The 13658-nt window shown below is 74.1% G+C and carries 15 protein-coding genes; 5 read left to right on the top strand and 10 right to left on the bottom strand.

Features of this window, described 5'->3' with window-relative positions:
- Positions 1 to 8: 8 nt before the first annotated feature.
- Complete coding sequence (locus ACSNN9_RS24530; RefSeq protein ID WP_436675584.1) at positions 9 to 1067, bottom strand: aldo/keto reductase; 1059 nt, start codon at positions 1065 to 1067, stop codon at positions 9 to 11.
- Between the two features lie 374 nt (positions 1068 to 1441).
- On the bottom strand, positions 1442 to 1954 hold the full coding sequence (locus tag ACSNN9_RS24535) for an HIT family protein (protein WP_436675592.1): 513 nt from the start codon (positions 1952 to 1954) through the stop codon (positions 1442 to 1444).
- Between the two features lie 223 nt (positions 1955 to 2177).
- On the opposite strand from ACSNN9_RS24535, the gene ACSNN9_RS24540 reads away from it, so the two are divergent.
- Positions 2178 to 2915 carry a D-Ala-D-Ala carboxypeptidase family metallohydrolase gene (locus ACSNN9_RS24540; RefSeq protein WP_436675585.1) on the top strand — a complete coding sequence of 246 codons (738 nt, stop codon included), beginning with the start codon at positions 2178 to 2180 and terminating at the stop codon, positions 2913 to 2915.
- 61 nt (positions 2916 to 2976) lie between these two features.
- Here ACSNN9_RS24540 and thrS read toward each other — a convergent pair whose 3' ends face one another.
- Together thrS and ACSNN9_RS24550 are read right to left on the bottom strand one after the other, a co-directional pair.
- The gene (gene thrS, locus ACSNN9_RS24545; RefSeq protein ID WP_436675586.1) at positions 2977 to 4977 is read right to left on the bottom strand and encodes a threonine--tRNA ligase; all 2001 of its coding nucleotides are present in this window, start codon (positions 4975 to 4977) and stop codon (positions 2977 to 2979) included.
- A gap of 158 nt (positions 4978 to 5135) precedes the next feature.
- Positions 5136 to 6056: an ADP-ribosylglycohydrolase family protein gene (locus tag ACSNN9_RS24550; protein ID WP_436675587.1), complete on the bottom strand. Its 921-nt coding sequence runs from the start codon at positions 6054 to 6056 to the stop codon at positions 5136 to 5138.
- 73 nt (positions 6057 to 6129) lie between these two features.
- Here ACSNN9_RS24550 and ACSNN9_RS24555 point away from each other — a divergent pair, with 73 nt between their 5' ends.
- Together ACSNN9_RS24555 and ACSNN9_RS24560 are read left to right on the top strand one after the other, a co-directional pair.
- The gene (locus ACSNN9_RS24555; protein ID WP_089001050.1) at positions 6130 to 6819 is read left to right on the top strand and encodes a response regulator transcription factor; all 690 of its coding nucleotides are present in this window, start codon (positions 6130 to 6132) and stop codon (positions 6817 to 6819) included.
- A 29-nt stretch (positions 6820 to 6848) separates the two neighbouring features.
- Entirely contained in the window at positions 6849 to 8237 is a 1389-nt protein-coding gene (locus tag ACSNN9_RS24560) for a HAMP domain-containing sensor histidine kinase (protein WP_436675588.1), read from the top strand.
- 237 nt (positions 8238 to 8474) lie between these two features.
- Here the strand turns inward: ACSNN9_RS24560 and ACSNN9_RS24565 are convergent, their stop codons facing one another.
- A complete protein-coding gene (locus ACSNN9_RS24565; protein ID WP_436675589.1) occupies positions 8475 to 9500 on the bottom strand; it encodes an adenosine deaminase in 1026 nt (341 codons plus the stop codon).
- Entirely contained in the window at positions 9497 to 10294 is a 798-nt protein-coding gene (locus ACSNN9_RS24570; protein WP_436675590.1) for a trans-aconitate 2-methyltransferase, read from the bottom strand. The genes ACSNN9_RS24565 and ACSNN9_RS24570 overlap by 4 nt, the downstream gene beginning before the upstream one ends.
- 85 nt (positions 10295 to 10379) lie before the next feature.
- On the opposite strand from ACSNN9_RS24570, the gene ACSNN9_RS24575 reads away from it, so the two are divergent.
- On the top strand, positions 10380 to 11363 hold the full coding sequence (locus ACSNN9_RS24575; RefSeq protein WP_436675591.1) for an aldo/keto reductase: 984 nt from the start codon (positions 10380 to 10382) through the stop codon (positions 11361 to 11363).
- Between the two features lie 40 nt (positions 11364 to 11403).
- A complete protein-coding gene (locus ACSNN9_RS24580) occupies positions 11404 to 11598 on the top strand; it encodes a hypothetical protein (protein ID WP_357876984.1) in 195 nt (64 codons plus the stop codon).
- 281 nt (positions 11599 to 11879) lie between these two features.
- Here the strand turns inward: ACSNN9_RS24580 and ACSNN9_RS24585 are convergent, their stop codons facing one another.
- The 4 genes from ACSNN9_RS24585 to ACSNN9_RS24600 form a co-directional block, all read right to left on the bottom strand.
- Positions 11880 to 12083 (bottom strand): cold-shock protein, encoded by a 204-nt coding sequence (locus tag ACSNN9_RS24585; protein ID WP_007075740.1) that lies wholly within the window; start codon positions 12081 to 12083, stop codon positions 11880 to 11882.
- A 290-nt stretch (positions 12084 to 12373) separates the two neighbouring features.
- Complete coding sequence (locus ACSNN9_RS24590; RefSeq protein WP_089001055.1) at positions 12374 to 12646, bottom strand: DUF4235 domain-containing protein; 273 nt, start codon at positions 12644 to 12646, stop codon at positions 12374 to 12376.
- Positions 12643 to 12993, bottom strand: a complete 351-nt coding sequence (locus ACSNN9_RS24595) for a DUF3618 domain-containing protein (RefSeq protein WP_358093260.1) — start codon at positions 12991 to 12993, stop codon at positions 12643 to 12645. The genes ACSNN9_RS24590 and ACSNN9_RS24595 overlap by 4 nt, the downstream gene beginning before the upstream one ends.
- The gene (locus ACSNN9_RS24600) at positions 12990 to 13424 is read right to left on the bottom strand and encodes a phage holin family protein (protein ID WP_358093263.1); all 435 of its coding nucleotides are present in this window, start codon (positions 13422 to 13424) and stop codon (positions 12990 to 12992) included. The genes ACSNN9_RS24595 and ACSNN9_RS24600 overlap by 4 nt, the downstream gene beginning before the upstream one ends.
- Positions 13425 to 13658 lie beyond the last annotated feature (234 nt).

Below are 13658 nucleotides of genomic sequence, written 5' to 3' on the forward strand. Positions count from 1 at the left end.
GCGCTGGGTCAGGGGCGGGCGGTGGGGAGCATCGGGCTCGGCCAGTAGGGGCGGTCGGCCTCGCGGAGGGCGGCCGACCGCAGCGCGGCCAACTGGCGCTCCACCTCGGCGAACTGGTCGGCCGACAGCGGGCCCCGGTGCAGGGCGCCGGCGTTCTCCGTCACCTGGGCCACGGTGCGGCAGCCGGGGATCGGGACCGTACGGTCGCTGCGCGCCCAGAGCCACCCGAGCGCGCCCTGGGCGAGGGTACGTCCGTCGGCGGTCAACGCGGCCCGCACGGCGGCGACGCGCCGCAGCCACTCCGGCGCCGGCCGGCCGCCCCGGAACCACTCCAACCAACCCGGGGCGACCCCGCGTACGTCGTCGCGGGGCAGCGTCGAGCCGGCCGTGTACTTGCCGGAGAGCAGCCCCATCCCCAGCGGTCCCCGGTTGACGCTGGCCAGGTCGTACTTGTCGCAGACGGCGAGCAGTTCGGGGGCGTCCCGGAGCACCGACAGCGTGTGCTGCACGGCGGTGGCGTGCCGGGCGCCCCGGCCGAACGCGGCGGCGCGGTCGGGGCGGTCGGTGCTCCAGCCGTACGCCCGGATCAGCCCCTCGGCGACCAGGTCCTCCAGGGTGCCCACGAGCGCCTCGGCCCGCGGCACCGGCAGGTCCGCGAGGTGCAGCTGGTAGAGGTCGATCCGGTCGGTGCCCAACCGGCGCAGCGACTGCGTGACGGCCTGCCGCAGGTACGCCGGGGAGGGGTCCTCGCCGGTGGCCTGGCGGGTGGCCTCGTCGAAGGTGTAGCCCCACTTGGTGCCGATCACCGCCTCGTCGCGCCGGCTGGCGAGGGCCCGGCCGAGCACCCGCTCCCCGTGCCCGGCCTCGTAGGTGTCGGCGGTGTCGAAGAGCGTCACCCCGAGGTCGAGCGCGTGCCGGATCGCGCGGACCGACTCGTCGTCGTCGACGGCACCCCAGCCCAGCGGCTGGGTGCCCTCGGCCCAGGGCCCGCCGATCGCCCAGCACCCCATGCCGAGGGCGCTGACCTCGATGCCGCTGCGGCCCAACGTCCGCGTCGTCACTGCCATCGCCAGATCGTGCCACCTCGCGCCCCGGCCCGGGGCGGGAAGTTCACCGCCGACCGACCGTTGACGCCGCCGACCGCCCCGGACGGCGGGAACGGCGCGGTCCGGCGGAGCCGGTGGCCGGGACCGGACGCCGGGAACGGCGCGGTCCGGCAGAGCCGGTTGCCGGGACCGGACGCCGGGAACGGCGCGGTATGGCCGGGCCGCAGGCCGGCGCCGGACGCCGGGAACGACGCGGTCCGGCGGAGCCGGTGGCCGGGACCGGACACCGGGAACGGCGCGGTCCGGCGGAGCCGGTGGCCGGGACCGGACACCGGGAACGGCGCGGTATGGCCGGGCCGCAGGCCGGCGCCGGACGCCGGGGAGGGGCGGGTCGGTCAGGTCGGCCAGGCCCGGGTGAACAGGTCGCGGGTGTCGGTGAGCAGCTGCGGCACGACCTTCGTCCGCCCGATCACGGGCATGAAGTTGGCGTCCCCGCCCCAGCGGGGCACCACGTGCTGGTGCAGGTGCGCGGCGATGCCCGCGCCGGCCACGCCGCCCTGGTTCATGCCCAGGTTGAACCCGTGCGCGTTGCTCACCTTGCGCACCACCCGCATGGCGGTCTGGGTGAACGCCGCCAGCTCGGTCGTCTCGGCCAGGTCCAGCTCGGTGTAGTCGGCAACGTGCCGGTAGGGGCAGACCAGCAGGTGCCCGGGGTTGTAGGGATAGAGGTTGAGCACCGCGAAGACGTGCTCGCCCCGGGCCACCACCAGGCTCTCCCCCGGTGTCAGCCCCGGTGCCCGGCAGAACGGGCAGCCGGCGGGCCGCTCGTAGCCGCCCTCGGGCCGGTCCTCGCCGGAGATGTAGGTCATCCGGTGCGGAGTCCAGAGCCGCTCCAGGCCGTCGGCCATGCCGCTGTCCATGTGCCGTTCCACCCCTGTCACGCCACCGATCCTACGTTCCCGGCGGGTGTCGCTCCCGACGCCGTTCGCCCGCTCGCGCCCGACCCCGGACACCCCCTGCCGGCCTTCAAACATCCAGGGGGACGGATAGGGGGTGAAAGTTCTTGACCAAATGATGAACATGAATGAAGAATCCAACCGCAGACATCATCCCCTGTCGATGGGAGTCACCGTGAGAACCGCATTCCGCCGGATCGGCCGGGCCTTCGCCGCCTGCACCCTCGCCGCGGTCACCACCCTCGTCGGGGTGGTGGCGACGAGCAGCGCGGCACAGGCCGACGGCTGCTACACCTGGGGACGCACCCTGTCGCAGGGGGCGTCCGGGGAGGACGTCCGGCAGCTGCAGATCCGGCTCTCCGGCTACCCCGGCTACAACGCGGTGCTCGGCCTCGACGGGGCGTTCGGCCCGGCCACCCGGTCCGCCGTGATCCGCTTCCAGCAGGCGTACGGCCTGAGCGCCGACGGAATCGCCGGCCCGCAGACCTTCAACACGCTCTACGCGTTGCAGGACGACGACTGCACCCCGGTCAACTTCACCTACGCCGAACTGAACAACTGCAACAGCACCTGGTCCGGCGGCGCGGTCTCCGCGAGCACCGCCCGGTTCAACGCGCTGGTGTCGATGTGGAAGCTCCAGGCCATGCGGAAGGCCCTCGGCAACGTGTCGATCTACATCAGCAGCGGCTTCCGCAGCTACGCCTGCAACAGCGCGGTCGGCGGAGCCTCCAACAGCCGACACCTCTACGGCGACGGCGTCGACCTGGTCGGCTCGCCCTCGCTCTGCCGGCTCGCCCAGCAGGCCCGCTACCACGGCTTCGGCAACATCCTCGGCCCCGGCTACCCGGGTCACAACGACCACACCCACGTCGGGCTGGTCGGCGGCTGGTCCGCGCCGAGCTGCGGGATCTGACACCTGACGACCCGTCGACGAAGGCCCCCCCCGATGGGGGGGGCCTTCCGTGCGTGGCGGGTCAGGCGGCGGACGGACCGACGTTGGTACGGGAACCGACCACGTCGAGCACATGGGCCACGGCGTCGGCGACCGGCACCCCGTTGCGCTGCGAGCCGTCCCGGTAGCGGAACGAGACGGTGCCGGCGGCCACGTCGTCGTCGCCGGCGATCACCATGAACGGGATCTTCTGCTGCTGGGCGGTGCGGATCTTCTTCTGCATCCGGTCGTCGCCCGCGTCGACCTGGGCGCGGATGCCCTCGGCGCGCAGCGCGGCGACGAAACCGTGCAGGTAGTCGGTGTGGTCCTCGCGGATCGGGATGCCGACCACCTGCACGGGCGCCAGCCAGGCCGGGAACGCGCCCGCGTAGTGCTCGGTGAGCACCCCGAAGAAGCGCTCGATCGAGCCGAAGAGCGCCCGGTGGATCATCACCGGCCGCTGCCGGGTGCCGTCAGCGGCCTGGAACTCGAGCCCGAAGCGCTCCGGCAGGTTGAAGTCGACCTGGATGGTGGACATCTGCCAGGTCCGGCCGATGGCGTCCTTGGCCTGCACCGAGATCTTCGGGCCGTAGAAGGCCGCGCCACCGGGGTCGGGCACCAGGTCCAGCCCGGACTCCTCGGCGGCGGAGCGGAGGGCCTCGGTGGCCCGCTCCCAGTTCTCGTCGGTGCCGACCGACTTCTCCGGGTTGCGGGTGGACAGCTCCAGGTAGAAGTCGTCCAGGCCGTAGTCGCGCAGCAGGTCCAGCACGAACGACAGCAGCGACTTGAGCTCGCCCGCCATCTGCTCCTGCGTGCAGTAGATGTGCGCGTCGTCCTGGGTCATGCCGCGCACCCGGGTCAGGCCGTGCACCACGCCGGACTTCTCGAACCGGTAGACCGAGCCGAACTCGAACAGCCGCAGCGGCAGCTCCCGGTAGGACCGCCCCCGGGACCGGAAGATCAGGTTGTGGAACGGGCAGTTCATCGGCTTGAGGTAGTAGTTCGCGCCCTCCATCTCCATGGGCGGGTACATGCCGTCGGCGTACCACTGCAGGTGCCCGGAGGTCTCGAAGAGCTGCGCCTTGGTGATGTGCGGGGTGTTGACGAACTCGTACCCCGCCTCCTCGTGCCGGCGGCGCGAGTAGTTCTCCAGCTCGCGGCGGATGATGCCGCCCTTGGGGTGGAAGACCGCCAGGCCGGAGCCGATCTCGTCGGGGAAGCTGAACAGGTCCAGGTCCGCGCCGAGCTTGCGGTGGTCGCGCCGCGCGGCCTCCTCCAGCAGCCTCAGGTACGCCTTCAGCTCGTCCCGGGTCGGCCAGGCGGTGCCGTACACCCGCTGGAGCTGCGGGTTCTTCTCCGACCCGCGCCAGTACGCGGCGGCCGAGCGCATCAGCTTGAACGCGCCGATGAGCCGGGTGTTCGGCAGGTGCGGGCCCCGGCACAGGTCCGACCAGCAGACCTTGTCCTCGTTCGCGGCGAGGTTGTCGTAGATGGTCAGCTCGCCGCCGCCCACCTCCATCACCTCGGAGGTGTCGAGCCCCTCGCCCTTGACGTCGATGAGCTCCAGCTTGAACGGCTCGGCGGCCAGCTCGGCCTTCGCCTCGTCCAGGCTGCCGAAGCGGCGGCGGCGGAACCGCTGGCCGGACTTGACGATCTCCTGCATCCGCTTCTCGAGCTTGCCGAGGTCGTCCGGCTGGAACGGCTTGTCGACGGCGAAGTCGTAGTAGAAGCCGTTCTCGATGGGCGGGCCGATGCCGAGCTTGGCCTCCGGGAAGACGTCCTGCACCGCCTGGGCGAGCACGTGCGCGCAGGAGTGCCGCAGCACGTTGAGCCCGTCCGGCGAGTCGAGGCTGACCGGCTCGACCTCGGTGTCGGCCTGCGGGGCCCAGTCCAGGTCGCGCAGCTGGCCCTGCGGGTCGCGGACCACCACGATCGCCTTCGGGCCGGACGCGGGCAGACCGGCCGCGGCCACCGCGTCGGCCGCCGTGGTCCCGGCGGCGACGACGACGGGGTCGGCCACGGCGGGGGTACGGGGTGCGGACACGGTGACTCCTCCAGCAGACGGCACGGATGACGCCGAACGTTCGGCTCCTGCGATGCTATCGGTCGCCCCCGCCGGCACGGTCGCCGACGCCACCGCCCCCGGGTCCGTGGGACGACGGGCGCCGCCCCGCCGGACCCGTGGGTGCGTGGTGCGCGGGGTCAGCCGGCCCAGGCCGGCAGGGGCTCGCGGGCGGCCAGCCAGTCGGTCGGCACCCCGCCCGGGGTGCCGACCCCGGTGTGCGCGGCCACCACCGCCCCGACGATCGCGGCCGTGGTGTCCACGTCCCCGCCGGCCTCGACGCAGGCGCGCACCGCCGCCGGGTAGTCGTCCAGGTGCACGGCGGCCACCCAGCAGGTGAAGGCGACGGTGTCCTGGGCGGTGACCCGGGAGCCGTTGCCGAGCACGTCGGCGGCCTCGGGGACCGACCGGTCGAGCAGGCCGGCCGCCCGGCGCACGCCCCGGTGCACCTCGGTGGCCGGGTCCAGCGCGGCGGTGACGCCGGCCAGCAGCCGGTCCGGGGCGGGCCGGTGGCCGTCCAACCGGGCCCGGGCGGCCAGCGACGCCGCCACTGCCACCGCCACCGCGCCGGCGATGCCCTCCGGATGGGCGTGGGTCACCTCGGCGGACGCCCGGGCCTGCGCCGCCGCCCGCGCGGTGGAGTCGGCGTACCACGCGCCCAGCGGGCCGACCCGCATCGCCGCCCCGTTGCCGCAGGAGCCCTGGCCGTCGAAGGCCGAGGCGGCCGCCACCGGCCACGGCGTGCCGGTGCGGATCAGCCGCAGGATGGTCACGGCCCCCGGCCCGTACCCCCGATTGGGCTCGCAGCGCTCGGCGAAGGCCGCGGCGAGGGCGTCCCGGTCGATCCGGCCGGTGTCGGCGAGGGCGGCCACCACCGAGCAGGCCATCTCGGTGTCGTCGGTCCACTGCCACGGCGCGGGGGGCAACTTCCCCGCGGCCAGGTCGGCCGGGTGCCGGCCGGGAACGAAGAACTGCGAACCGAGCGCGTCGCCCACCGACAGGCCGGCGAGCGAGTCCCGGGCCAACGCGAGGCGGGTGTCGGGAAAGAGCGTGAAGGACATCGTTGTACCAGCTTGCCCTGTTCACGCGTGCGCCGCAACGCGGTCGACTTGCCACCGCGAGTACCGTCTTGCTGTGGCCACCGTGCTCCTGGTCGAAGACGATCACGTCGTACGCGGCGCGATGCTGCGATCCCTCGCCGACCGGGGGCACGCCGTGCACGCCGTCGGCACGGCGCTGGACGCGCTGCGCCGGGTGGCGGCCGAGACCCCCGACCTCGTGGTGCTCGACCTCGGGCTGCCCGACCTCGACGGCTCGGACGCGCTGCGGATGCTGCGCGGCATCACCGACGTCCCGATCATCATCGCCACCGCCCGCGACGACGAGCAGTCCGTGGTGCGGCTGCTGCGCGCCGGGGCCGACGACTACATGGTCAAGCCGTTCACCGGGGCGCACCTCGACGCACGGATCACCACCGTGCTGCGCCGGGCCGGGCGGGCCAGCCGGACGGTGCAGCCGGCGGTGCACAGCGTCGGCGGGCTGCGGGTCGACGTCGGCGAGCGCAGCGCCCACCTCGACGGCGAGCCGCTGGCGCTGACCCGCAAGGAATTCGACCTGCTGGCCTATCTCGCCGCACGACCGGGCCGGGTAGTGTCCCGCCGGGAACTTCTGGAGGAGGTATGGCGGCAGCCATCGGTCGGCGAGGACCAGACCATCGACGTTCACCTGTACTGGCTGCGCCGCAAAATGGGCGAGTCCGCGGCGAAGCCGCGCTACCTGCGCACCGTGCGGGGGGTCGGGTTCCGGCTGGTGGCGCCGGACTGAGGCCGTCGCTGGCCCTGCTCACGGCCGGCATGTGCGCCCTGGTCGCGCTCGCGTTCCTCGTCCCGCTCGCCGTCAGTCTCGCGGACCGCACGCGCGAGGAGGCGATCGCGGACGCCGCCCGGCGCAGCGCCCTGGTGACCGGCGCCCTCGCCGTCAGCACCGACCCCGCCGTGGTGCAGCGCGCCGTGGCGGCCAGCGGCGACGACCCGGCCACCCGGCCGGTCGTGCACGGGCTCGGCGTGGACGAGTCGGCGACCCGGGCCGACGCCGGGAGCCTGGAGCGGGCGCGGGCCGAGCGGCGTTCCGTCCTCGTCGACGTCGAGGGCGGGGTGCTCCGGCTGGACCCGGTGGTGCTCGGCGACACCACCGCCGTGGTCGAGGTCTTCGTGCCCGAGTCGGCGCAGGACGGCGGCAGCCGGTGGCTGCTGCTGCTCGGGGTGGCCGCCGCCCTGGTGGGTGCCGCGGTGCTGGTGGTCGACCGGGTCGCCGCCCGCGCGGTCGACTCCGCCCGGGGCCTGGTCCGGGCGGCGCTCGCGATCGGCGACGGCGACCAGGGCGTACGCGTCGACCCGAGCGGCCCCCGGGAGCTGGCCGAGGCCGGGTACGCCTTCAACCGGATGGCCGACCGGCTGGACGCGGCCCGCACCGACGAGCGGGAGCTGGTCGCCGACCTGTCGCACCGGCTGCGCACCCCGTTGACCGTGCTGCGGCTGGACGCGGAGGCGCTGGAGTCCGACGACACCAGCGTGGGCTCGTTCAGCGAGGCGGAGCTGGACCGGCGGCGCGGCATCCGGCGGATCCGGCAGGCGATCGTCACCCTCGAGGGCGAGATCGACGTCCTGATCAAGACCACCCGCAAGGCGGTCGCGCACGAGGCCGGGCCGGCGATGTGCGACGTCAGCGAGGTGGTCCGGGACCGGATGGTGTTCTGGGCCGCCCTGGCCGGCGACCAGAACCGCCCGCACCGGGTGAGCGGCGCCCAGCTGCGCATCCCCGCGCCGGTGCCCCGGGCCGAGCTGGCGGCCGCGCTGGACGCGGTGATCGGCAACGTCTTCCGGTACACCCCGCAGGGCACCGCGTTCGAGGTGGCGGTGTCCCGGCGCGACGGCTACGTGGCCATCCGGATCGACGACGCCGGCCCGGGGATCGCGAACCCGGACCGGGCGCTGCGCCGCGGCGCCAGCGACCAGGGCTCGACCGGCCTGGGGCTGGACATCGCCAAGCGGGTCGCGTTGCAGGCGAACGGATCGGTGAGCATCGACCGGGCCCGGCTGGGCGGGGCGAGCGTGGTGATGCTGCTCGCCGACCCGGAGGCGACGCCCCGGCAGGTCAGCCGGTTCGGCCTGGTCGGCCGGCTGGCCCGCGAGCAGAAGACCGGCAGCCGGCGCTGGCCCCGGCAGCGGCCCACCGACGGCTGACCCGAGCCGGGCCGCGTGCCCCGGCCGGGCCGCCGGTTGTGGGGCGGCGCAAGTCTTCCTTAGATCGGGGTTAACCCCGGTGCCGGAGCGGGCCGGCGCTGACAGGATCGAATCCGAACCCATCAGTTCCACCGGCCAACGCCTCGGGGCACCCCACGGGCCGGTGGAACCGGGCGCGCGGCGGGAGACATCGGTCCCCCCACACCTGCTCCCGCCGCGCGCCACCCCCTCATCCGCTCAGCGGGTGGCGGCGGCCAGGTGGGCGTCGATCTCGGCGGTGATCCGCTGCTTGTCCGCCGGCTCCAGGAACGACGCGGTCACCGCGTCGCGGGCCAGCGCGGCCAGCCTCTCCGGACCCGCGTCGAGCAGCCGGGCCGCGACGGCGTACTCGTCGTTGAGGGTGGTGCCGAACATCGGCGGGTCGTCGGAATTGATGGTGACCAGCAGGCCGGCGTCGACCAGCTGCCGCAGCGGGTGCTCCTCGATGCTGGCGACCGCCCGGGTGCGCACGTTGGAGGTCGGGCAGACCTCCATGCCGACGCGGTGCTCGGCGAGGTGGGCCAGCAGCTCCGGGTCCCGTGCGGCGGAGATGCCGTGCCCGATCCGCTCGGCGCCGAGGTCGCGCAGCGCGTCCCAGACGGTCTCGGGGCCGGTGGTCTCGCCGGCGTGCGGCACCGAGCGCAACCCGGCCGCCCGGGCGCGGTCGAAGTACGGCTTGAACTGCGGCCGGGGCACCCCGATCTCGGGGCCGCCCAGGCCGAAGCTGATCAGCCCGTCCGGGCGTTGCTCCAGCGCGATGCGCAGCGTCTCCTCGGCCGCCGCCAGGCCGGCCTCGCCGGGGATGTCGAAGCACCAGCGCAGCTCGATGCCGAAGTCCGACTCGGCCCGCTTGCGGGCGTCCTCGATCGCCTCGCAGAAGGCCGGCGCCGGGATCCCCCGGTGCACGTGCGAGTAGGGCGTCACGGTCAGCTCGGCGTAACGCACCTGCTGACGGGCCAGCTCGCGGGCGACCTCGTGCGTGAGCAGCCAGACGTCGTCGGGGTCGCGGATCAGGTCCACGACGCTCAGGTAGACCTCGATGAAGTGCGCGAAGTCGCGGAAGGCGAAGTAGTCGGCGAGGGCGGCCGGGTCGGCGGGCACGGGGCTGCGGCCCTCGTGGCGGGCGGCCAACTCGGCGACGATCCGGGGCGAGGCGGAGCCGACGTGGTGCACGTGCAGCTCCACCTTGGGCAGTCCGGCGATGAAGGTTTGCAGGTCGGTCACAGGTTCTCCTCTGCGCGGGCGCCGGTGCGGGCGACGAAGAAGACGCGGCGGAACGGAAAGTGCACCTGAGCGTGCCGCACCGGGTACGCCTCAGCGAGACGTACCCCCAGCTCGGCCCGGAAGTCGGACCAGCGGGTGGCGTCGAGGGCCGCGCGGACCGGCCGGAGCGCGGTCCCCTCCAGCCAGCTCAGCACGGGGTGGTCCGCGTCGGCGTGGGCCGGCAGCAGGTGCACGTAGGTAGTCTCCCAGGCGTCCACCACGCAGCCGGCACCGGTCAGCAGGTCGGCGTAGCCGACGGCGGTGTCGTCGGCCGGGGGCCGGCGCAGCAGCCCGGCGACGTCGGCGCGCCAGGCCGGCCGGCCGGCGACCTCGCGCAGCGCCCGGTGCGAGGGCGCGTCGAAGTTGCCCGGCACCTGCACGGCCAGCCAGGCCCCGGCGGGCAGTTCCCGGGCCCAGCGGGTGAGCAGCTCCCGGTGGCCGGGCACCCACTGGAGCACGGCGTTGCTGACCACGACGTCCACGTCGGATTCCGGGCGCCAGTGCCGGACGTCGCCCACGGCGAAGGAGACTCCGGGGGCGGTGGCGGCGGCCCGCGCGACCATCTCCGGCGAGGAGTCGAGGCCGGCGACCCGGCTGTCCGGCCACCGCGCGGCGAGGGTGGCGGTCAGGTTGCCCGGGCCGCAGCCGAGGTCGACCACCGCGCGCGGTCGCTCGGCGGGAACCCGGGCGAGCAGGTCGTGGAAGGGCCGGGAGCGCTCGTCGCCGTAGCGCAGGTACGTCGTCGGATCCCACATCGTCGCCTCCCAAACCGTACGTCCGTCTTGTTTCACGGTACGGCCCGTCGCGCGCCCGGACAAGCCGATCACTAGGCTCAGTCCCATGGAGCAGCGCACCTTCCCCCGGCTGGGGCGGCGCGTCGGGGTGATCGGGCTGGGCGCCTGGCAGCTCGGCGCGGACTGGGGCACGGTCAGCGAGGCCGACGCCACCGCCGTGCTGACCGCCGCCGTCGAGTCGGGGGTCACCTTCCTCGACACGGCGGACGTCTACGGCGACGGGCGCAGCGAGCAGCTCATCGGGCGGTTCCTGCGCGGCCGGCCCGACGCCGGGCTGACCGTGGCCACCAAGATGGGCCGCCGGGTCGCGCAGACGCCCGAGGCGTACACCCTGGCACACTTCCGCGAGTGGACCGACCGGTCCCGGCGCAACCTCGGCACGGACACCCTCGACCTGGTGCAGCTGCACTGCCCGCCCACCGCCGTCTTCGCCGACGACGCGGTCTTCGACGCGCTGGACACCCTGGTCGCCGAGGAGCGCGTCGCCGGCTACGGGGTGAGCGTGGAGACCTGCGACCAGGCGCTCACCGCCATCGCCCGGCCGGGGGTGGCCAGCGTCCAGATCATCCTCAACGCGCTGCGGCACAAGCCCCTCGAGAAGGTGCTCCCGGCCGCTGCCGCCGCCGGGGTCGGCATCATCGCCCGGGTTCCGCTGGCCAGCGGCCTGCTCTCCGGCCGGTACGACGAGCACACCACCTTCGCCGCCGACGACCACCGCTCCTACAACCGGCACGGCGAGGCGTTCGACGTCGGCGAGACCTTCTCCGGCGTCGACTTCGCACTGGGCCTGGCCGCCGTGCGCCGGCTGGCGCCGCTGACCGGCGACGGGCGCACCATGGCCCAGTTCGCGCTGCGCTGGGTCGTCGACCAACCCGGCGTCACCGTGGTCATCCCGGGCGCCCGGGACGCCGCCCAGGCCCGGGGCAACGCCGCCGTGACCGACCAGGCGCCACTGTCCGAACGGGACCTGGCGGCGGTGGCGGAGGTCTACGACGAGCTGGTCCGCCCGCGGGTGCACGACCGGTGGTGAGTCGGGTGGCCGGAACGGGGACCGACGGAGGGGGATCGCGATGAAGGGCTGGCTGCCGCTCACCCTCGGCCTGCTCGCCGTGGTCGGCGGTGCGGTGTGGACGGTGCAGGGCCTCGGCTACGTCGAGGGCAGCGTGATGACCGACCAACGGATCTGGGCCGTGCTCGGGCCCCTCGTGGTCCTGGCCGGACTGGTCGCGCTCTGGTTCGGGCTGCGCGCCCGCCGGCGCCGCTGAGCGCCACCCCACGGCCCGGGCGTCGTCGCCACGGCCGGCGCTCGGCCTCACCGCCGCCGGGGCTCGGCGTCGCCGCCACGGCCGGCGCTCGGCCTCACCGCCGCCGCGGCTCGGCGTCGCCGCCACGGCCGGCCCTCGGCCTCACCGCCGCCGGGGCTCGCGGCCGGCGCGTCGCTGACGTCGGACACGCGGAAAGCCCCGCATCCCGGCGGGGATACGGGGCTTCGCTGTGATCCGGGCGCCGGATCACCCTGTGGCCGGCGGCTGCCGACCGGCACTGCTCAGATGGGGCGGACCTGCTCGGCCTGCGGACCCTTCTGACCCTGGGCGATCTCGAACTCCACCCGCTGGTTCTCCTCCAGCGTGCGGTAGCCGCTGGTCTGGATGGCCGAGAAGTGGACGAACACGTCAGCACCCCCGCCGTCGACGGTGATGAAGCCGAAGCCCTTGTCTGCGTTGAACCACTTCACGGTTCCCTGCGCCATGTGTATCTCCTTCTAAAACTGGCGGCCGAGCACGCCGTGCGGCCGATTGGCCGTTTTCGAGCAGCGGTGCCTGAGGCGGCCCCCACGAAGGAGACTTCACTCAACCCACGCCATCTCTCAACAGCGTGAAACAGCAAACCACGTAGCGAAAACTCTGCACAGCCTACCGGACGAATTTCTCCGACATGTGACCTGACGGATGCCGAAGATCCGCTGGGTGGGCCCTTGCGCCCGCGCGAAATGCCCCCGCGCCGTGGTCACGGCGCGGGGGCATTTCGTCCGTCGTCCGGTCAGTCCGGCCAGCTCCCGGTGAAGCGGCGTACGCCCACCGCGCCACCCCGGTCGACGGCGGCCCGGACGACCGCGAAGATGGCGCCCTGCAACGCCGCCGCCGCCAGGACCTCGCCCCAGCCGCGGTCCTCGTCGGTGGCGCTGGGTGCCTCGCCGTCGCCCGCCGTCATCTTCCACACCTGCCGGAAGATCGCGCCCGCGACCGTACCGGCGGCGATACCCATCAGCACGCCGACCGGCTTGTACGCGGCCTTCCCGATACCCCTGCTCACCGCTGCCTCCCCCGGACGATCACCAACACGATCACGGCGGCCACCGCGCCGGCCGCGAGGGCGACGAACGGCGTCGGGTTACGCCGTACGACCGCGCCCTTCTCCTGCGCCTGGCCCCGCGCGAGCTGCGCGGTCTGCGCCGCCTGCCCGCGCACCCGGGCCACGGTCTGCGCCGCCTGGTCCCGCACCCGCTCCTTCGCCTGGTCGGCGGAGGACCTCAGCCGCGCCTTGACGTCGGCCTTGGCCGCCAACGCCTCCATCGTCTCGCCCAGCTCGACCCGGGTGCGCCGGATCTCCTCGCGCAGCGCGTCGGTGTCGCCGCTGCCCCGACCGTTGCCCGTCGTCATGCCCGTCCCCTGTCCTTCACGGCGGCGGCGACCGTGTCCACGTCCGCGCGGACGCTACGGACCGCGGCCTCCGGCACCGGTGGGACCGCCTGGCTGACCTGCTTCTTGCCCACCAGGGCGAGGATGCCGGCCAGCGCGAAGAGCACCACGGCGACGATGAGGGCCGCCGCCCAGGCCGGGAGCACCAGGTCGAGCAGCAGGATCGCGGTGGCGACCAGGGCGCCCAGGCCGTAGAGCGCCAGCGCCCCGCCACCGCCGAAGAGGCCGATGCCGATGCCGGCGTGCTTGCCCTTCTGGGTCAGCTCCGCCCGGGCCAGGGCCAGCTCGTCGCGGACCAGGCGGGAGACCTGCTCCGTGGCCCGCTGCACCAGCTCGGCGGTGGACGGCTCGCTCCCGGTACGGGATGTGCGGGCGTTCGCCACGTCAGCCATGCTGTCCTCCTTTCATCATCACCGCGCTGTATGCCCGGAGTCGCCGCCCGCCAATCCTTCGCCCGGCGGTCGGGGGTCCGGACCGCCGGGTCCCCGAGCCGCCGCCCGGCGCGGAAGAAGGTGCAGAAGCGTCGCGCAGCAGGTCCCCACGAAACGCCCGGTCAAACTTCCCGAGCCAGTGCACTGCGCCCTGACACCCCAGGAGGCACAACCCCACCCACACCTCCAACCGCC

Source organism: Micromonospora sp. URMC 107, from assembly GCF_051386315.1.
GTDB lineage: Bacteria > Actinomycetota > Actinomycetes > Mycobacteriales > Micromonosporaceae > Micromonospora.